This window comes from Pseudomonas oryzae (assembly GCF_900104805.1).
GTDB classification, from domain to species: domain Bacteria; phylum Pseudomonadota; class Gammaproteobacteria; order Pseudomonadales; family Pseudomonadaceae; genus Geopseudomonas; species Geopseudomonas oryzae.
The window spans coordinates 4,565,272-4,584,634 of sequence record NZ_LT629751.1 but is presented as its reverse complement, the minus strand read 5'-3'; the positions used below and the strand labels follow the sequence as shown (position 1 = coordinate 4,584,634).

The 19,363-nt window shown below is 64.4% G+C and carries 19 protein-coding genes and 1 pseudogene; 7 read left to right on the top strand and 13 right to left on the bottom strand.

What is annotated here, in order from left to right:
• Positions 1-132: 132 nt before the first annotated feature.
• The 9 genes from BLT78_RS20930 to BLT78_RS20890 form a co-directional block, all read right to left on the bottom strand.
• Positions 133-807 carry a DsbA family protein gene (locus tag BLT78_RS20930; RefSeq protein WP_090351964.1) on the bottom strand — a complete coding sequence of 225 codons (675 nt, stop codon included), beginning with the start codon at positions 805-807 and terminating at the stop codon, positions 133-135.
• A complete protein-coding gene (locus BLT78_RS20925) occupies positions 804-1,238 on the bottom strand; it encodes a disulfide bond formation protein B (protein WP_090351962.1) in 435 nt (144 codons plus the stop codon). Before BLT78_RS20925 ends, BLT78_RS20930 begins: the two co-directional genes overlap by 4 nt.
• Before the next feature lie 269 nt (positions 1,239-1,507).
• The gene (locus BLT78_RS20920) at positions 1,508-1,834 is read right to left on the bottom strand and encodes a DUF2790 domain-containing protein (protein ID WP_090351961.1); all 327 of its coding nucleotides are present in this window, start codon (positions 1,832-1,834) and stop codon (positions 1,508-1,510) included.
• A gap of 146 nt (positions 1,835-1,980) precedes the next feature.
• Positions 1,981-5,100 (bottom strand): efflux RND transporter permease subunit, encoded by a 3,120-nt coding sequence (locus BLT78_RS20915; protein ID WP_090351959.1) that lies wholly within the window; start codon positions 5,098-5,100, stop codon positions 1,981-1,983.
• 14 nt (positions 5,101-5,114) lie between these two features.
• Complete coding sequence (locus BLT78_RS20910) at positions 5,115-6,224, bottom strand: efflux RND transporter periplasmic adaptor subunit (protein ID WP_090351958.1); 1,110 nt, start codon at positions 6,222-6,224, stop codon at positions 5,115-5,117.
• A 9-nt stretch (positions 6,225-6,233) separates the two neighbouring features.
• Positions 6,234-6,779 (bottom strand): hypothetical protein, encoded by a 546-nt coding sequence (locus BLT78_RS20905; RefSeq protein WP_090351956.1) that lies wholly within the window; start codon positions 6,777-6,779, stop codon positions 6,234-6,236.
• 29 nt (positions 6,780-6,808) lie between these two features.
• Positions 6,809-8,098 (bottom strand): TolC family protein, encoded by a 1,290-nt coding sequence (locus BLT78_RS20900; protein ID WP_090351954.1) that lies wholly within the window; start codon positions 8,096-8,098, stop codon positions 6,809-6,811.
• A gap of 133 nt (positions 8,099-8,231) precedes the next feature.
• Positions 8,232-8,591 (bottom strand): DUF2946 domain-containing protein, encoded by a 360-nt coding sequence (locus BLT78_RS20895; RefSeq protein WP_090351953.1) that lies wholly within the window; start codon positions 8,589-8,591, stop codon positions 8,232-8,234.
• Between the two features lie 148 nt (positions 8,592-8,739).
• On the bottom strand, positions 8,740-11,130 hold the full coding sequence (locus BLT78_RS20890) for a heavy metal translocating P-type ATPase (RefSeq protein WP_090351951.1): 2,391 nt from the start codon (positions 11,128-11,130) through the stop codon (positions 8,740-8,742).
• Between the two features lie 111 nt (positions 11,131-11,241).
• On the opposite strand from BLT78_RS20890, the gene cadR reads away from it, so the two are divergent.
• Positions 11,242-11,706, top strand: coding sequence for a Cd(II)/Pb(II)-responsive transcriptional regulator (gene cadR, locus BLT78_RS20885; RefSeq protein ID WP_090351949.1), 465 nt, complete (start codon positions 11,242-11,244; stop codon positions 11,704-11,706).
• Positions 11,707-11,929: 223 nt separating this feature from the next.
• Positions 11,930-13,086, top strand: a protein-coding gene (locus BLT78_RS20880; protein ID WP_090351948.1) for an IS3 family transposase whose coding sequence is annotated in 2 segments (ribosomal slippage) — positions 11,930-12,188 and positions 12,188-13,086 — 1,158 coding nt in all. Because the reading frame shifts where the segments join, the coding sequence is not laid out codon by codon here.
• A gap of 92 nt (positions 13,087-13,178) precedes the next feature.
• Here the strand turns inward: BLT78_RS20880 and BLT78_RS21490 are convergent.
• Positions 13,179-13,784, bottom strand: coding sequence for a hypothetical protein (locus BLT78_RS21490; RefSeq protein WP_157719560.1), 606 nt, complete (start codon positions 13,782-13,784; stop codon positions 13,179-13,181).
• Between the two features lie 519 nt (positions 13,785-14,303).
• Positions 14,304-14,693, bottom strand: a pseudogene (locus tag BLT78_RS20875) (DEAD/DEAH box helicase); the annotation flags it as partial.
• Between the two features lie 442 nt (positions 14,694-15,135).
• Between BLT78_RS20875 and BLT78_RS20870 the strand changes: the two are divergent.
• The 5 genes from BLT78_RS20870 (at position 15,136) to BLT78_RS20850 (ending at position 18,073) form a co-directional block, all read left to right on the top strand.
• Entirely contained in the window at positions 15,136-15,552 is a 417-nt protein-coding gene (locus BLT78_RS20870; protein WP_090351945.1) for a polyribonucleotide nucleotidyltransferase, read from the top strand.
• 11 nt (positions 15,553-15,563) lie between these two features.
• Complete coding sequence (locus tag BLT78_RS20865) at positions 15,564-16,436, top strand: cation diffusion facilitator family transporter (protein ID WP_090351943.1); 873 nt, start codon at positions 15,564-15,566, stop codon at positions 16,434-16,436.
• 329 nt (positions 16,437-16,765) lie between these two features.
• Positions 16,766-17,242: an Lrp/AsnC family transcriptional regulator gene (locus BLT78_RS20860; protein ID WP_090351941.1), complete on the top strand. Its 477-nt coding sequence runs from the start codon at positions 16,766-16,768 to the stop codon at positions 17,240-17,242.
• A gap of 161 nt (positions 17,243-17,403) precedes the next feature.
• Complete coding sequence (locus BLT78_RS20855; RefSeq protein ID WP_090351939.1) at positions 17,404-17,607, top strand: DUF2788 domain-containing protein; 204 nt, start codon at positions 17,404-17,406, stop codon at positions 17,605-17,607.
• Positions 17,608-17,680: 73 nt separating this feature from the next.
• Positions 17,681-18,073, top strand: coding sequence for a globin (locus tag BLT78_RS20850; RefSeq protein ID WP_090351937.1), 393 nt, complete (start codon positions 17,681-17,683; stop codon positions 18,071-18,073).
• Between the two features lie 56 nt (positions 18,074-18,129).
• Here BLT78_RS20850 and BLT78_RS20845 read toward each other — a convergent pair whose 3' ends face one another.
• Positions 18,130-18,789, bottom strand: a complete 660-nt coding sequence (locus BLT78_RS20845) for a pseudouridine synthase (protein ID WP_090351935.1) — start codon at positions 18,787-18,789, stop codon at positions 18,130-18,132.
• Entirely contained in the window at positions 18,789-19,355 is a 567-nt protein-coding gene (locus BLT78_RS20840; RefSeq protein WP_090351934.1) for an SEC-C domain-containing protein, read from the bottom strand. The genes BLT78_RS20845 and BLT78_RS20840 overlap by 1 nt, the downstream gene beginning before the upstream one ends.
• Positions 19,356-19,363: the final 8 nt, after the last annotated feature.

Sequence of the window (19,363 nt, the reverse complement as noted above, 5' to 3'; positions counted from 1 at the left end):
GCCTGTGTTTGGTAGCGGACGTAAACAGCACTCCAGCGAGCGCCGGTGCCATCCCGGCAGCACCACTCGCCGGATACCGACGCGACTCCCGGCAGGTGGTGGACTGTAAGCTCTATCAGCGCACCCTAGGTGTCAGTTCCTGGCCTTGGCGACTTCGCTGCGCACCAGATCGCGCAGTGGCTCGGGGCCGAATTTGTCCAGCGCGTGGCCATTGACGAAGAAGGTCGGGGTGCCCCGGATACCCACTGCCTTGACGTCCTGCATGTCCGTCTCCAGCACAGCGTCGACGCCGGGCGCATGCATGTCTGCGCGGGCCTTCTCCACATCCAGACCGGAGCTCTCGGCGGCGGCCCAGGCTGCGGCCACCCTGGGGTCGTCGTGCCAGTCCGGCTGGGCAGCGAGAACGGCCTCCAACACCTGCGAGTAAAGGTTCTGCTTGCGCGCGGCCTCCAGCATGCGAGCCACCTCCTCGGAGCCCTGGTGGAACAGTACGTAGCGCAGCACCAGTCGCACGTCGTTAGGGTTCTCGGCGAGGATCTTCTTTACATACGGGTAGAAGGCTCGGCACGCCTCGCAGGAGGGGTCGAAGAACTCGACGATGGTCACCGGCGCCTGTGCCGGGCCGAATACCGGCGAGTGGAAGCGGACCAGGTTGCCTCCATTGGGCGCGTCCATTGGCATCTGGGCAGGCCCCTGGGCCTGCTGCGGCGGTTGCGACGGCGTGACCTGTGGGTAGAGGAAAACGGCCACGGCAAACATGGCCAGGATTGCCACGCTGATGATCAGGACCAGGGCACGGCGGTTCATGGGGTAGTTCTCCAGCGAATGACAAGGAGCAGGATGGCGATCAGGACGAAAGCGAACAGGGCCAACATCGGCAGCGGCACACCGCCGAAGATGGTCATGCCGGCGCCCGAGCAGGATGGTCCTGTGGCCGTGCAGGGCTGGATCGGCTGGGGAATCAGCCCCGCGTAAAGCAGCGTGTGGACGAAGGCCAGTGCCACGCCGCTGCCGGCCAGCGGCAGGGCGTAACGCCAGATGGCGAAGTCCGAGCGGTAGCAGGCAATGGCCAGGATCACTGCCAGTGGGAACATGAAGGTGCGCTGGAACCAGCACAGTACGCAGGGGGCATGACCCATCACCTCACCGATAAATAGGGCGGAGAGGCTCGACAGCAGCGCCACCAGCCAGGCGAGTAGAAGCAGTGGCCAAGATCCGGAAGATGATGACGTACTCATAGGTCCCTCCTTATGTAATGAGGACAGCAGCGGACAGCCATCCCATTGACTTGAAACATGACGATTCCTCCCAGATTGGCGGTTTCAGAAGGGCTTGTCGGGATCATAAATCCCATAGGAGATTCCCAAAAAAATCGGCGCCACTGGGACGCCGAGTGTCTGGGAAGGGGCAACGCCCAGACGAAAACACTTTCAACCACACGGCTGCAGTTAGCCGCTCCTTACATTAGGTGGGGCCATTTGTAGGCGGCTTGTCAGCAGATCCTCGCTCAGCCGCGCGGGCATCCTCCTCCGACTGTTTGGTACTCAACCGTCTGGAGCTCGCCCTTCGAGTCGAGGAAGGTCATCCGAGCAGGCACCACGCCACAGACCTTGGCCTTGCGTGTCACACTGATCACCTTGACTACATCGAGCTCCATGCCATAGCGATACTTCTCCACTTTCGGAGCGGGTTTCCCGAGCTCTGCGGCATACGCTTCCATGGCGCGTTGGTTCTCCTCGATGAGCCTGCCAGGATCTTTATCGAAACCAGCCGACATTGCGAAGGAAGAGACGGTAAACATCGAGATGGCCAAAATTGCTTTCAGGGTTTTCATTTGAATTCCTCTATCACTTCGGTAATTTGACGAGTGCTGCTTCAGCGACTTCGGCTTCCGGATCATTTGTCGGCAAACACGGTTATGTTGTGGTGCGCAATACCGCCCCGGAGGGCTGTGATTGCGATGAAAAATGAGGTGATCCATCAGAAAGCCCCCACTTCGCGCTCGGCCATCAGGCGCTCGGTGTCCTTGCGGCCGAACAGCCAGAACATCACCGGAGTCAGGTAGGTATCGAGCAGGGTCGAGCTGATCAGGCCGGAGAAGATCACCACCGCCACCGGGTGAAGGACTTCCGTGCCCGGCCGTTCGGCCTCGAACAGCAGGGGCGCCAGGGCAAAGGCGGTGACCAGAGCGGTCATCAGCACCGGACTCAGCCGCTCGAGGGAGCCACGCAGGATCATCGCGTGGTCGAAGTTCTCGCCCTCGATGCGCATCAGGTTGATGTAGTGGCTGACCTTGAGGATGCCGTTGCGCACCGAGATCCCGGCCAGGGTGATGAAGCCGATCAGCGCAGCAATCGACAGCGGCTGCCCCGACAACCACAGGCCGAGCACCGCGCCGACCAGGGCCAGCGGGATGTTGACCATGATCAGCGCCGACAGGATTGCCGATTTGTAGCGGCTGTAGAGCACCACGAACATCAGGATCAGCGAGACGATGGACAGCAGGCCGACCAGACGCGACGCTTCCTCCTGAGCCTGGAACTGGCCGCCCAGGGTGATGAAGTAGCCTTCCGGCAGCTTGGTCTCGTCGACCACCTTGCGGATGTCTTCAACGATCTCCGACAGCGGGCGCCCTTGGGCGTTGGCCGACAGCACGATGCGACGCTTGCCGTCGTCGCGACTGATCTGGTTCGGGCCGTCGCCGTCCTCGATGCTAGCGATCCGCGACAGCGGCACCCGACCGGTCGGGGTCTCGAACAGAATGTTGCCCAGGCCCTCCGCCGAACGTGCCGTCTCGGGCAGGCGCACCACCAGAGCGAAACGCCGGCCACCCTCGACGATCTGGGTGACCTTTTCGCCCTCGACCAGACTCTCCAGCGTCGACAGGATCTGCGGCGCGGGCACGCCGTACTGGGCGGCGGCGGCGTAGTCGATGCGCACCTTGATCTGCGGAGCCAGCACCTGCTTCTCGATTTCCAGGTCGGCGATGCCGGGAATATCCGCCAGCCTGCTGCGCAGGGCATCCGCCTGGCCGCGCAGGGTGTCCAGATCCTCGCCGAAGATCTTGATGGCGATCTGCGAGCGTACGCCGGACAGCATGTGGTCGATGCGGTGCGAGATCGGCTGGCCGATGCCGATGGCCGCTGGCAGATTGACCAGCCGCGAACGGATGTCGCCGGTGATCTCATCCATCGAGCGGGTCAGCTCGGCGGCCGGCTTGAGGCCGACATCCAGCTCGCTGACGTGCACACCCTCGGCGTGCTCATCCAGCTCCGCGCGGCCGCTGCGGCGGCCGACGTGGGTCACTTCCGGCACCTGCATGACCAGCTGCTCGGCCTGCTGGGCCAGCTCCGAGGACTCCGCCAGAGTCACACCGGGGTTCAGACGCAGGCCGATCAGCAAGGTGCCCTCGTTGAACGGCGGCAGGAAGGTCTTCGGGAAGAACGGCACGCTCGCAGCCGCGACCAACACGGCAATGCCAGCTACGACTACAGCTGCCTTAGGACGCTGCAGGACGGCTTGCAAGCTGCTGCGATAGCGGCTTTTCAGCCAGGCCAGCAGTTTGGTGTCGCCATGCTCCAGCGACTTCATCCGCGGCAGCAGATAGAAGGACAGCACCGGGGTGACGGTCACCGAAACCACCAGCGAGGCCAGGGTCGAGACGATGAAGGCGATCCCCAGCGGTACGAACAGCCGCCCTTCCATACCCGGCAGGGCGAACAGCGGCAGGAACACCAACACGATGATGATGGTGGCGTAGAGGATGGCCGAACGCACCTCCATGGTCGCGTGCCCCACCAGTTCCAGCGGGTGCAGGCGGTGCTCGGGGTGCTTGGTCCGCTCCACCTTCAGCCGGCGCAGCACGTTCTCCACGCCCACCACGGCATCGTCGACCAAGCCACCGATGGCGATGGCCAGGCCACCGAGGGTCATGGTGTTGATCGACAGGCCGAAGTACTTGAACACCAGACCGGTGATGAAGATCGACACCGGAATGGCCGTCAGCGCGATGATGGTGGGCCGCAGCGTGCCGAGGAAGAAGAACAGGATCGCCGCGACGAACACCGAGGCACCGATCAGCTTGCCCTGCAGGGTGCTGATCGAGGCCTCAATGAAACTGGCCTGACGGAAGGTGACCTGGGGGGCCTCCATGCCAGTCGGCAGCGACTTGCGCATTGCCCCCAGCGCCGCCTCGATGGAGCGGGTCAGCTGGATGGTATCGGCCGTCGGTTGTTTCTGGATGCCGAGGATCACCGCGGCCTTGCCTTCGAAGCCGGCATCGCCGCGCTTCAGGGCTGCGGCAAAGGTCACTTCGGCGATCTGCCGCAGCAGGATCGGCTGGCCGTTACGAGCCGTGATGGCCAGGTTCGACAGATCCTCCAGACTCGACGTCCGCCCCAGGTTGCGAATCAGGTACTCGCGCCCATTGAGCTCGAGGAAGCCCCCGGAGGTATTCGACGAATAGCCCTTGAGCGCCTCCTCCAGTTGCGTATGACTGATACCCAGCTCGGCCATGCGCGCCGTGTCGGGCTGGACCTGGAACTGGCGGACCTCACCGCCAATCGGGATCACCTGGGCCACACCGGGGATCGCCATCAGGCGCGGACGCAGCACCCAGTCGGCGAACTCGCGCACCTGCATCGGGGTGGTCTTGTCCGCATCGATGGGAATCGCGATCTGCATGATCTCGCCCATGATGGAGCTGATCGGTCCCATGCGCGGGATCACGCCCGGTGGCAAGCCCTCCTCCATCGCGGAGAGCCGCTCCGACACCATCTGTCGGGCCCGAAAAATCTCCGTGCTCCAGTCGAAGGTGACGTAAATGAACGACAGCCCGCTGCTGGAGACCGAGCGCACGCTCTCCACGCCGGGTAGACCGTTCATCGTGGTCTCCAGCGGGAAGGTGATCAGTTGCTCGACCTCTTCGGCGGCCATGCCGCCAGCCTCGGTCATGATGGTGACCGTGGGCTTGTTCAGATCGGGAAAGACGTCCACGGGCATGCGTGACAGCGTGAATGCGCCGTAAGCCATCAGCACCAGGCTGGCGATGATCACCAGCAGGCGGTTGCCGAGGCTGTTGTCGAGGAGCCACTTGAACATGGGTCAGGCTCCCTTCAGCGAATTTGGTTGATCAGGCTGGCGGCCTGAGTCACGACACGATCCCCAGCGGCAAGCCCACTGGTCACCACCACGGATACCCCGTCCAGCGCGGCAAAGGTGACCGGGCGCGGCACGAAGTGCTCCGGAGCGGTCTTGACCCAGACGACATTCTGGTTGGCGGCATTCTTCATCAGCGACGCTGCCGGAACCCGGATGCCCTGGGTACGACTGGCGGTCTGCACGAAGACTTTCACCGGCTGCCCCACGGCAAGGCGGGACAAGGCGCTGCCCTCACCCTGGAACAGCATCGGCAGGGCCTGTTCGCGCAGGCTACGGGCCGCGCCGATGAAGGTCAGCGGCACACGTTCACTACCCACCGCCAGAGTGGCTCCCGCCACATCGGCGGTCTGGTTCAGGTCGTAGGCCAGCGCTTCGATACGCAGACGGGAGGGATCGACCACTTCGAACACCAGTTCTCGGGCATCGACCACTTGGCCGGCAACGGCATTGGTCGAGGCAATCACCCCGGAAACCGGCGCAACCAGTGCGTCCCGCGCATTGACGCCCGAATTCAGCGCAGCGATTTGCGCCCCCAGACTCGCGGCCTCGCTGGCCGCTGCCTCGATATCCTTGCGCGGCACCGTATCGGCCAGCTCGCGCAAGCGCGCCAGGCGCTGGTCGGCAAGGCCCTTAGCCGCCCGCAGTTGGGCCAGCTGCGCGGCCTGATTGGCCCGTTCGAGGACATCGCCGGTCGCTACGACATAGGCCAGCACCTCACCTTTTTTCACCGCCTGCCCGACGCTGGGAAAGCCGCGCGGCCCGGCCACGAGGCGCCCAGCCAGCACGGCCTGCACCATGCCGCCGGCATTGGGGTCCATCACCACCTTGCCGGCCAACTCCAGCGAGCGCGGCAACTCGGCCGTCTCGAGCGGCAAGGTGCGCACCCCGATCTGGCGTTGCGCCGGCTTGGGCAGGAATACGCTGCCGTCGGGCAGTCGCTGGGGGCCGTTGCTGTTGGTTGCAGGCGCTTCTTCACCATGGTCATGCCCTTCGCCAGCCCAGGCGGGCGAGCTCAGGGACAGCAGGGCCAGGCACATCGTGGAAATCAGAAAATTAGCTTTCATGGAACACCTTCACGAATGACGAGGAGCGACACGGGCGCGGCGCATAGCCCAACCCAGCAGGGCGAGCAGAACCAGCCCGCCGGCACCCCAGGCACCGTAGGTGCCCCAGGACGCGCCAGATGCAGACTCTTCGGCGTGCTCTTCGTGATGGATATCCAGATCACCGCTCAGCAGCTCCGTGCGCTGGCCGACGACGACCTTGGCCTTGATGGCGATCTCGCCCTCCTCAGGCTCTTCCGCCAGCTCGGCCTCGAATTCGCCGGCTTCGTGCTGCTCGGCCTCGACCTTGACGCCGCCAATCTCCAGTTCGAGGCTTGCGCCCTCGACCGGACTGTTGTCGGCTGCATGGTCGAGCCACAGGGTGAGGTCGTGGCCATCGAGCACGCCGACCAGCTCGAAGGTGTCGGAAGTCGCTGCGAAACGCGGCAGGGCCGACCCTGTCGGAGTGGCCGGTGCTTCGCCATGGTCATGCCCCTCGCCGGCTTGAGTGGCCAGGGGGGCGGCAGCGATCAAGATCGCTACAGTGAAGGCTGTCAGCCTTGGAAACAGTGTCATCTTTGCAGTCCTGTAGGTTCGTTCCGGCCTTATTCGGGCAGCAGACCCAGTGCCTGACGCAGCGAGGAGATCGCCGCCGCCTGATCGAGTCGGGCCAGGGCGGCCTGACGCTTGGCGTCGGTCGCCTCGAGTTCGATACGCAGGCGCGTCGGCAGATCGGTTTCGCCGAGACGGAAGGATTTTTCGAAGAAACCACGCGACTCCTGGGCGAGCCGGGCACGCTTCTCGGCAGCCGTCATTTGGGCGCGGGCGGATTCGAACGCCAGCCGGGCGGCCTCCAGCTCGCCGAGCAGGCGCTCACGCGCCAGACGCGCCTGCACCTCGGCCTCGATGGCCTCGGCCTCGGCCGTGGCTTGCTTGGCGCGATTGCGGCTGCCCGAACCGAAGGGGATGCGAATGCCTAGGGTGAGGCTTTCGTCATAGGACTCCCCCGGCTCGCGTTCGCGGCTGGTAGACAAGGTCAACTCGGGATTGGCTCGGGTCTGCACGCGAGCCAGCTCGGCCGAGCGGCGAGCGACCTCGGCCTGATCCAGCAGTGCGGACACCGCCGGATGCTGGGCATCCAGCACAGCGAAGTCGGCGGGCAACGCGGGTACCGGCTCACCGGTAACTACGCCAGGTGCAGCCTCTTCGCGACCACTTGGCAGGGTGCCAATCAGGCTGCGCAACTGCTGCGCAGCCGTCGCCAGCGCACTCTTGGCTCGCGCCGCTTCGATCTCGGCCAAGGCCGCAGCCCCCTCGGCCTGGTGCTGATCGGCCAGGGCCAGCTCGCCCGACTTGACCCGCTTGGCAACATCGGCCGCGAGCTGTCGGGCATTGCCCTCGCGCTCGCTGGCCAGGCTTGCTTCGACCCGGCTGCGTTGCCACTGCCAGTACGCCTCGCGCACTTCAGCCGCAGTGCGCAGCTGCGCAGCCGAGGCGCGACTGGCGGTGGACTGGGCCTCGGCCTCGGCCACGGCTCCCGTACGCGAGCGCTCGCCAGGCAGCCACAGGGGGATGGCGAGGCCGACATTGTGCTCGCGGCTGCCATCGTTGCCATTGAGCTGGTCGCCTTTGCTCGACAGCTCCAGGGCCATGGGCTCGGCGGTCCAGCTGTCGGCGACAGCTCGACGGGCAGTGGCCGCCTCACGACGCGCAGACGAGGACTCCGCTTCGGGCTGACGCGCCCACGCGGTATCGAAGGCTTGCTTCAGCGATAACGGGCCGGCAGTGACCGACTGCAGGCTGGAAGCACTTGGCGCTGTCTGCGCCAACGAACTGCCGGTGGCCAGCACGAGCAAGGCACAGGGCAGCCATTTTCTGGTTTTGCTTGGGAACATCCCGATTCTCCAGTGATGAAAAAGCTCACGGGGAATCGGCGAGACGCCATCAGCTGGCTCGCGGCACGCCAACGCTCATCGTCGGTGACGATGGTCGTTGGACGGGGCAGGGAGAGAGGAGTCGCCTCGCCGATCAGGCGAGGCGGGCCCAGGCAGGGCGCTCAGGCGGAGAGGATGGCCGGGACAGCGGATGAGCCTGGAACCCTGTTTTGCCAGATGACGAGCTGTTCACATCAAACAGGGCGGCATCGGAAAAGATCGGCGTGACGCCAGCGGAAACGCAGGCGTTGCAATCGCCATGCGGGTTCTTGCCGCCTTGGGGATCGGGGCCGTCGTCGTCCTCGCTTCCCGCCTGGCTTTTGTGCTGATGACTGTGGTGGCCGAAATGCTTCGTCTGGTCACCCGATTCGTGCTGGCAATAGCTGCCCAATGCAGCCCAACCGAGCTGCAGCGGCAACATCACCAGCAGGAGAATCGTTAGCCAACGGCGCATAAGTACTTGATCGTAGATGGATTGGTTATGTGAAATCTTAACAGCTGCAGTCTGGCAAGAAAACCTGACGGGACCGACGGCCCGCATTTTCCAGCCTGGCTTGCACCCATGGATCGGCACTCGTGGAGCGCAGGAGCACGCAAACCCTCTACTTGCGCAGCAACCGAAGCCCGTTGGCTACCACCAGCAAACTCGCCCCCATGTCGGCAAACACCGCCATCCACAGAGTAGCCTGCCCGGTGAACGTCAGCAGCAGGAAGACCGCCTTGATTCCGAGGGCTAAAGCGATGTTCTGACGCAGCACCGTTGTGGTCGCCCGCGAAATCCGGATGAATGCGGGAATCTTGCGCAGGTCGTCGTCCATCAGCGCAACGTCTGCCGTCTCGATGGCGGTATCCGTACCCGCCGCCCCCATGGCGAAGCCAATGCTCGCCCGGGCCAGCGCGGGCGCATCGTTGATCCCGTCCCCCACCATGCCGACCGCACCGGCCTTGTCGCTCGTCATCAGCCCTTCGATGGTCTTGAGCTTGTCTTCCGGCAGCAGCCCACCGCGAGCCTCGTCGATGCCGACCGAGCGGGCAATGGTTTCGGCGGTATGGATGTTGTCGCCGCTGAGCATCAGGGTTTTCACCCCGAGGGCGTGCAGCTCGCTGATCGCTTCGCGACTGGTTTCTCGCACCGTGTCGGCCACCGCGAACATGCCCAGGACTTCGTGCTGGTTGACCAGCAGCACCACCGACTTGCCTTGACGCTCCAGGGCAAAAAGCTGCGCCTCGATAGCTTCCGAGCACAGCCCAAGCTCCTCGATCAGTCGGTGGTTGCCCAGCTGGTACAGATGATCGTCGATACGACCACGCACACCACGCCCCAGAATGGCAGCCAGATCGGCCACCGGGTATAACGTCAAGCCGGCTTCGTTTGCCGCGCGGGCGACGGCTTGCGACACCGGATGATCCGAGCGCGCAGCGAGGCTGGCCGCCAGGGAGTGAACCCGAGCCTCGTCTCCGCGCAAAGACATGAAGTCCGTCTGCACCGGTTTGCCATGGGTGATGGTGCCGGTCTTGTCGAGTGCCAGCGTGGCTAGCTTGCGCCCCTCCTCAAGGTACACACCGCCCTTGATGAGAATGCCCTTGCGGGCGGCCGCAGCCAGGCCGCTGACGATGGATACTGGCGTGGAGATCACCAGCGCACAGGGGCAGGCAATCACCAGCAGCACCAGCGCCTTGTAGATCCAGTCCATCCACTCGCCGGACAAGAACAACGGCGGTATCACCGCTGTCAGCAAGGCGATCAGGAACACTACCGGCGTATAGATCCGTGCGAAGCGGTCGACGAAGCGCTGGGTCGGCGCCCGACTCCCTTGGGCGGATTCGACGGCATGAATGATCAGGGATAACGTCGAGTGACTGGCTTCGGCCGTCACTCGAAATTCGAACGACCCCGTCTCGTTGATCGTACCGGCAAACACGCTGTCACCCACGGTCTTGTCCACCGGCAAACTCTCGCCGGTGATCGGTGCCTGGTTCACGGTCGAGTGCCCCTGAGTCACCACGCCATCCAGCGCGATTCGCTCGCCCGGACGCAGACGCACCATGGCTCCCACCGCCACCTGTCTGGCGGGCACACCCAGCCAACTGCCATCCGGCTGCTGAACGGTGGCCGTTTCCGGAGCGAGTTCCATCAGGCCGCGAATCGCGTTGCGCGCACGGTCGAGCGATCTGGCCTCGATCACCTCGGCCAGGGCGAACAGGAACATCACCATGGCCGCCTCCGGCCACTCGCCGATGAGCATCGCTCCGGTAACGGCAATCGACATCAGCGCGTTGATGTTCAGGTTGCGGTTCCTGAGGGCAATCCAGCCTTTCTTGTAGGTCGAGAGTCCGCCTACACCAATCGCCAGCACGGCAAGCGCCACGACCAGCCAGTGATTGCCACCGTTCAACCAGTGCACGACCTCGGCCAGGGTCGCACTCACGCCCGCCATGGCCAGTGGCCACCAATGGTGGGTGCCGGGAGACGGCTCGGCGGCAACGCTCGGTTCGACACTGCCTTCGAGGCCGATGGCTGTCAGCGCGCCCAAGATGGCATTCAGGCTCTCGGGACTGTGCGTGACCGTCAAACGGCGTTGCAGCAGATTGAAGTCCAGGGACTCGACGCCAGGCATTCCGGTCAGCTTGTCGCGAATCAGCCGTTCCTCGGTGGGGCAATCCATCTTCGCGATGCTCAACATCGTGCACACCTGCTCGGCTGGAAGGGCAAGACGCTGGGCCTGCATGCCGATGGCGCGCAATCCAGCTTCGACCGGTTCCAACGAATCGAGCTGATGGTTCACCGTCAGCGTGCGCTGCATCAGGTTGAACTCCAACCCTGTCACTCCGGCGAGCGGCTCCAGCCTGTCGCGAATCAGCCGTTCCTCGGAGGGACAGTCCATGTTGTCGATGCGGTACTGCACGACCTTTCCCGCTCCGGTGGCAAGGTGCTTCGGTTCCGCTAACGACGTAGTGGAACAACCGCACCCAACAGCGTTGCACTCACCCATGCTGTACCCCCAAGCCTGACGTTGGGCACGAGTAAACAACCTGTAGCGACTACAGAGTCAAGAGCCTATGCTGCAAGCAGGAGTCACCAGACCCGGCTATCGGAGAACAACGTGAAAATCGGTGAGCTGGCCAGAACCACGGGCACCCAGGTCGAAACCATCCGCTACTACGAGCGCGAGGGGCTACTCGCCTCGCCCGCCCGCAGCGACGGCAACTTTCGCATCTACACCGAAGCGCATGTCGAAAGGCTGTCCTTCATTCGCCGTTGCCGCATGTTGGACATGACACACGCCGAGATTCGGGGACTGCTCCACTTCAAGGATGCTCCCAGCGAACACTGCGCCGATGTGAACACCCTGCTGGACGCGCACATCGGCCATGTCACCGCACGCATCGAGGAGCTTCGCCAGCTGGAGCAACAGCTCAAGAGCTTGCGTGAATGCTGCAACGAGCCGAGTACCGCTGCCCACTGCGGCATCCTCCACGAATTGTCGCAGCCGTTATGCGAAGACGAAACGAGCGAGAGCAATCACATGCGCTGCACGCATTCAAGAGGTATCCCCCATCAGAGCTAGTGGAGTGTCTTGATAGTTCGTTTATCTACGATGAGGTGGGTATACTGCCTGCTTTCTCCTCATGGATTGAGCGCGCAGATGCCCCGGCCAGCAGCTCCTTTTGTTTTAACCCCTTCTGATACCGATACCCTGCAAGGCTGGCTGCGCATGGGGTCGCTGCCTCAGTGATCTTGCCCAGCCCCAGTGGACACCCCGTTAAGCGATACACTGCACGAGGTGAACCATGGCAAGACAAGCAAGCTCAATGAAACAAACCCGCACCCGCCATTCTCAAGCCTACAAGGACGAAGCGCTGGCTTTGGCCGAGCGAATCGGTGTCAGTAAAGCTGCCGAACAGCTTGGCCTCCATGCCTCCCAGCTCTACGGCTGGCGGAGCAAGAAGCAGCATACCCAGACCAGCAGCGAGCGCGAGCAGTCACTGGCCGACGAGAACGCCCGGCTCAAGCGGCTGCTGGCTGAACAAGCTGAGGAGCTGGCCATCGTAAAAAAGGCCGCCGCGTACTTTGCCAAGAGCCTCAAGTGAAGTACGCCTTCATGAGAGCGCACGTCTTGCAGTTCCCGGTGAAAACCATGAGCCGAGTGCTGGGCGTCGCTCGCAGTGGCTTCTACGCTTGGTGCTCACGCAAAACATCAATGCGCGACCAGCGAAGGGCCGAACTGGATCGGCAGGTCGCGCAGGCATACAGCACACGCAAGGGGCGCAGCGGAGCTCCACGGTTGTGCCACGATCTGCGGGAGGCTGGGCTGTCCTGCAATCGCAAGACGGTTGCTGCCTCGATGCAACGGCAAGGACTGCGCGCCAGGGCCGCCAGGAAGTTCAAGGCCACGACAAACTCCCGACACTCGCTGCCGGTGGCAGAGAACCTGCTCAAGCAGGATTTCACGGCATCGGCACCGAACCAGAAATGGGTAGGTGACATCACCTATCTGCACACAGAGGAAGGCTGGCTGTATCTGGCGGTGGTTATCGATCTGTACTCACGGATGGTGATCGGCTGGGCCATGGGCGAGCGCATGACGGCCGACTTGGCCGGCGATGCTTTGCGCATGGCGCTGTGGCGACGCAAGCAGCCCACGGGCGTGATTGTGCACAGCGACCGCGGCAGCCAGTACTGCTCGGCGGCCTATCAGGAGCTGATCCGTACCTATCACTTGCAATGCAGCATGAGCGCGAAGGGCAACTGCTACGACAATGCCTGCGCGGAGAGCTTCTTCCACAGCCTGAAGGTGGAATGCATCCACGGCGAGCGCTTCGTGACCCGCTCCCAGATGCGTGAAACCGTGTTTGAATACATCGAAATCGACTACAACCGCCAGCGGCGGCACAGCACGCTGGGGCACATCAGCCCGGAGGCCTTCGAGGCCCGGATGAGTGCTTAAGCCCGTGTCCACGGCTGCTGGGCAAGATCACTATACACCGGCAGGTCGAAGCTGAGCTCGTCGGGATAATCCGCTCATCCTATGGTGAGGTGCTATGCAGGCATGGATTCATATCGAATCACCGCTCGTGCCCATGGATCACCTTTGCTGGCCGCTTTTAGGATGGATGAGGGCGTAGTAACGAGCCACTTCCCAATTTTTGGCTTGGCCAGCGGTTTCGCCATTCGGGCGTGGCAGGCGGCAAGGAAAGGCTCCATCTTTTCGATGATATGCGGCGCCAGATGCGAGATATCCGACGATGGTGAGCGGAAAGCCGGGTTATAGATCAGCCCCTTAGGTAACGGGTAGCTCGCATTCCAAAACACCGCTGGCACCTCGCAGGCCTGGAAGCTGGACTCGATTGGCAAGTAGTAGGTTGCCAGGTCAATGATGGAGCCATCTAGCTCGACCCAATAGTGGGAATGCTCGCCAGAGCCGGATGCGTACCCTTGGATCGAAGCAGTTCGTTGATCTCGTGATACAACAAAGGCCCCAAAATTACCTCCCACGATTACAGGGCTGTAACCCTGGGCCTGCAGCAGCCTGTGCACCCCGAACGACGCGTACAAACAGCGCTTGTAGTAGTCGTCAGGAAACTGGCTTCTCAGACATCTGTCCACTACGCAGAGAACGCGCTCAACAACCGCAGGCTCAACCAAATCAAGTTCCTCCTTTGAACATGGCGACTCAGCAGAGGCTGCAGTTTTAAGGCACCTCGCGGATTTTGGCTAGTAATAACTGAATCGCCCCTAGTTTTGTAGACGCCTCCAGGCCTAAATGGAGGTCTGCCGCGTCCTGCGGAACAGGCCGCTTTTGGCCGAATGCCGTCATTTGGCCGAGGACTGGGGCGGCGACGGGGCGCGTCTCCTCCCGACGAAAACGCCGCAGCCCCCTTGCTGGGTCGACGCCCTGGAAGCCCAACGGGGCGCGAACTCGTCAACGAGTAGGCGCAGGTTCCCTCAGGGATGAAGAGTTCTACTGCCCTCTGGCAACGACCCGTAGGAACATGCGTTATGCATCAGTCCCCGCATGACCATGGTGAGTGGTGAGCCGGACGCGATATCTCTAGCCTGCGGAAGCTGAGGCTTCGGGAGCTACACATCGAAGGGCATGCCTGGGTCACTCCTCACCTCATGATTTTTGACAAGAAATGTGATTTATCGTGCAAATGGCAAAACGTGGTATTCGTCGAAGATCACCAGGCCGACGCCCTCGAGGCCCGGATCGTCCTGCAGGCGGCGGGCGAGGATGCCCTCGGTGACCACCTCGATGCGCGTGCGCGGGCCGACCCTGCTGTCCAGGCGGATGCGGTAGCCGACCGTCTCGCCGACCTGCTCGCCCAGCTCGCTGGCCAGCCGCTCGGCGGCGGCGCGCGCGGCCAGGCGGCGCGGCTCGAGCATGACGATGGTCTGCCCGGCCAGCCAGGGTTCGTCGAGCAGCGCCAGCGGCACGCGGGTGGTCTTGCCGGCGCCGGGCGGCGCCTCCAGCACCACCTCGTGGCGCTCGGCGAGCGCCGCGCGCAGTGCGGGCAGGACGGCATCGATGGGCAGGGCGGACGACAGGCTCATGGGCACTCGCAACGGCTGACGGCAAAGCCAGCGATTATAGCGGCGAAGCACTGGCGCCTTCCGGCCGTCATGGCCGAACGCTTAAACTGTGCGCCACTGTCTGGAGCCGGGCTGCGGCACCGAGTGGCCTGTCTGGTTGGTTCAGTGAGTCAATTTCGGTGCCCGTGGCCCCGATACGGGGTTGCCGTGCCTCGTCATAGCCCTGCTATGCCCCGTCGCGGCGCCTTGTCGCGGCACCATGGCCATCCGCACTTGAGCTGACCAACCAACCGCACAGGCCACGAGCGGGCCATCGGCTGGCTCGCCTTATCGGCTGCGGCGACGGAGTCCGGCCGCGGCGCTGCCGCTTGCCGTCATGGCGAGCCGCGCCGCCGGCCGGAACCTCGGCCAGCCGGAGCGGGCCTAAGCAACTGCCCCGCCCTCACTCTCAAGGAGAACAAGCATGCGTACCTCACAGCGGATCGTCGGCGGCGTGCTCGCCGCCTCCCTGCTCGCCCAGCTCGCCGGCTGCGGCACCCTGTTCTATCCGGAGCGCCGCGGCCAGCTCAACGGCCAGATCGATCCGGCCGTCGCCGCCCTGAATGCCATCGGTATCCTGTTCTACGTGGTGCCGGGCCTGATCGCCTTCGCCATCGATTTCGCCACCGGCGCCATCTACCTGCCCGAAGGCCGCTACTCGGTCGCCCCCGAACGTCTGCAGGAGGCGGTCGGCAGCGACGGTCACATCGACCATGCCCGCCTGCGCGCCATCCTGCGCGAGGAGCTGGCTCGCGACCTGCAGCTCGACGATCCGCGCCTGATCCGCCACGGCGGCAACCTCGAGCAGCTCGCCGCCTTCGGCCTGCACCCGGCTGCCTGAGGAGAACCACGATGAGCCTGAGCCGCGAACACGGCCGCCTGATGCGTCTGGCCTCGGCTGCCGCCCTGGCCACCGCACTGACCCTGGTGGCCGCCAAGGCCTTCGCCTGGTGGCTGAGCGGCTCGGTGAGCCTGCTCGCCGGCCTGACCGACTCGCTGCTGGACGGCGCCGCCTCGCTGATCAACCTGATCGCGGTGCACTACGCCCTGCGCCCGGCCGACGCCGACCACCGCTACGGCCACGGCAAGGCCGAGGCACTGGCCGGGCTCGGCCAGGCGGTATTCATCGCCATCAGCGCGGTACTGGTGGGCATCCGCGGCTTCGAACGCCTGCAGGACCCGCAGCCGATCGCCGCCACCCACATCGGCGTGGCGGTGATGCTGCTGTCGCTGGCGCTCACCGGGCTGTTGCTGATGTTCCAGCGCCACGTGGTCAGGGTCACCGGCTCCACGGCGATCCGCGCCGACTCGCTGCACTACGCCTCGGACCTGCTGCTCAACACCAGCATCCTCGCCGCCCTGCTGCTCGCCGCCTGGGGCTGGACGCGCGCCGATGCGCTGTTCGGCGTCGCCATCGCCCTGTACATCCTGTGGAGCGCGCTGACCATCGTGCGCGAGTCGGCGGCGGTGCTGATGGACAAGGAGCTGCCGCTGGAGATCAGCGAACGCATGCAGCAGCTGGCCCTCGGCGTGCCCGGCGTGCTCGGCGCCCACGATCTGCGCACGCGGATGTCCGGCACCCGCTGGTTCGTCCAGCTGCACCTCGACCTGCCGGCCAGCATGACCCTGCACGAGGCGCATGACCTGTGCGAGGCCGTCGAATTCGCCATCCTTGCCGAGTTCCCGCGCGCCGAGGTGCTGGTGCACGCCGACCCGCAGCAGTGACTGCCGGCCAGGTTTCCTGCGGGCAAGAAAAAGGGGCCTCGCGGCCCCTTTCAAGTTGTTTCGTCCGGACTGTAGCCGCGATGGCGGCTTGCTCGTGCGCACGGCCTCGTGGGCGATGCGGGCCTGGGGCCGTAACCTTGTGGGTCGTCGGCAGCGCGCTGCCTGATTGGGCTGCGCGCGGGAGAGCGTCCGGGCCGTGAAACTGATTCAAACTGTACGCTCACCGGCGCAGCAGGTGCTTGCGAAAATTGCCCACCAAAGCCACCCTTGCGCAATAATTCACTAATCGACAAGCAAGAAGCGCAATCCAACCAGAAGAGCCGGCAACCATGAGCAAACTCGACCGCTACGACCTTCGTATCCTGGCCGAACTGCAGCGCGATGCGCGGATCTCCAACCAGGAGCTGGCCGAGCGCATCGGCCTGTCGCCCTCGCCCTGTTCGCGGCGAGTCAGGCAACTGGAGGACGACGGCTATATCCTGCGCCAAGTGGCGCTGCTCGACCGCAAGAAGCTCGGCCTGACCCTCACCGTGTATGTGCTGGTCGGCATGGACCGCCACACCCCGGAGCGCTTCGCCCACTTCGAATCGGTGATCCGCCAGTGCCCGCAGGTGCTGGAGTGCAGCCTGGTCACCGGCATGGAGGCGGACTACCAGCTCAAGGTGGTGGTGCCGGACATGGACCACTACCAGCAGTTCCTGCTCGGCACCCTGACCCGCATCGACGGCGTGTCCAGCGTGCGCTCCAGTTTCGTGCTCAACCAAGTGCTGGCCGGCACCGAGCTGCCGTTAGAACATCTGCGCTGAACATTTATGCGACAAATGTCTAACGTTTTCGCGCTCAAACATTTTTTTACCCAGAGGTAGCGACTATAATCGCCGGCGTTTTGACGCATGCCTGCGTGGCCGCTCTACAACTACATATCGCCGCCCCCTGACCGTCTTTTTTCTATCCTGCAGGAGGGATGATGGATCCCGAAGTTTTCGAGCACTGGATGATGAACAGCCTGATCGTTGCCCTGGTCGGCTTCATGGCATTCATCGTCTGGGATCTGGCGAAAAAATCCAATGCCGGCAAGTTCGGCACCATGGTTCTCTTCTTTGCCCTCGGTTTGGGCGTACTCGGCTTCGTCATCAAGACACTGGTGATCGGTAGCCTCGAAGGCATGTAATCCGCAAAGCTGCACGAGACTCTGCCGCAGGATAGGGTGGAGCGCGCAGCTATTGGCCCAACCAAGGAAAATCATGACTCCCGCCAACCGCGTGATGCAAAGCTATGGCCGCTGCTGCGCCAGCCCGAGCTTTTTCGATACCTTCTACCAGCACTTCCTCTCCAGTTCGCCGGCGATTCGCGAGAAGTTCGTCAAGACCGACATGACCGCGCAGAAACACCTGCTGCGCGCCGGCATCCTCAATCTGGTGCTGTACGCCCGCGGCATGTCCGACACCAAGCTGCGCGCGCTCGGCCAGAGCCACTCCCGCGAAGGCTTCGACATCCGCCCGGAACTGTACGACCTGTGGCTGGACTCGCTGCTGCTGTCGGTCAAGCAGCACGACCCGGAGGCCAACGGCGAAGACCTCGCCGCCTGGCGCGAAGTGCTGGGCAAGGGCATCAACCTGATCAAGTCGTTCTACTGATCATGTGCCCGGCGGGCTGCTCCAGCCCGCCGGGCAACCTCATTGCACACGGCGGCTCACAGCCGCGCCGGCACGTCCCGCCACTCTCCGGGCGCCAGCCCGTCCAGCCCCCACGGCCCGATGCGTACCCGCACCAGGCGCAGGGTCGGCAAGCCCACCGCCGCCGTCATCCGGCGCACCTGGCGGTTGCGCCCCTCACGGATCACCAGCTCCAGCCAGCAGGTCGGCACGTTCTTGCGAAAACGCACCGGTGGATCGCGCTCCCACAGCGCCGGCGTCGCGATGCGCCGCGCCTCGGCCGGCAGGGTCGGTCCGTCGTTGAGCTCCACCCCGGCGCGCAGACGCGCCAGTTGCTCCTCGCTCGCCTCTCCCTCCACCTGCACCCAGTAGGTCTTGGCCAGCTTGTGCTTCGGATCGGCGATGCGTGCCTGCAGGCGGCCGTCGTTGGTCAGCAGCAGCAGGCCCTCGCTGTCGCGATCCAGACGCCCGGCCGGATAGACGCCGGGCACCGGCACGTAGTCCTTGAGGGTGGCGCGGCCATCAGCGTCGGCGAACTGGGTCAGCACGTCGAACGGTTTGTTGAGCAGGATCAGCCGCGGCTCGGCCGGCGGTGCCTTGGCCTGGCGGCGCGGCGGCTGCGGGCGGGCGGCGGATGGCCCCCGCGCGCCCTTGCGGGCACGCGGGGCGGGCGACGACGGACGCGGCGGACGAGCCATCACAGGCTGTCACGCAGCCGGCGGCTGCAGCAGTTCTGGTAACGCTTGCCGCTCTGGCACGGACACGGGGCGTCGCCCTTGCCGCCCAGCGCCAGCCAGCCCTCGAGGCGCTCTGCGGTCTGCTGCAGGGTCTGCCGCGCCACGCTGTCGGGCGCCAGGCGCGCCAGCTCGGCACTGACCCTGAGGAAGTCGGCGAGCAGCACGTCGCGGCTCAGCGCCTGGTAGCGCGGCGCGATCGGCACGCCCGCGTAGCGGCGGCGCGGATCGGGCAGGAACAGCCAGGTGCGGCCACCGGGCAACACGTTCCACAGCCTGCCGTCGCCGTCCCGCCAGCAGGCGCTGAAGGTGGCGCGCAGCGCCTGCCCCGGCCACTCCTGCAGGCACCAGCCATCCACCCGCGCACCGCCCAGGCTGGCCTGCGCGCGCCCCACCGAAAACCAGGGCTCGTCGGCCAGGCTCTCCGGCAACGGCAGGGGCGCCGCCACCTCGGGACTGGCATCGGCCACCAGGGTGCGGGCGAAACGGCGCAGGGGGTTGCTGAAGCGGGAGGGATCGACAAAGGCCATGATGATTT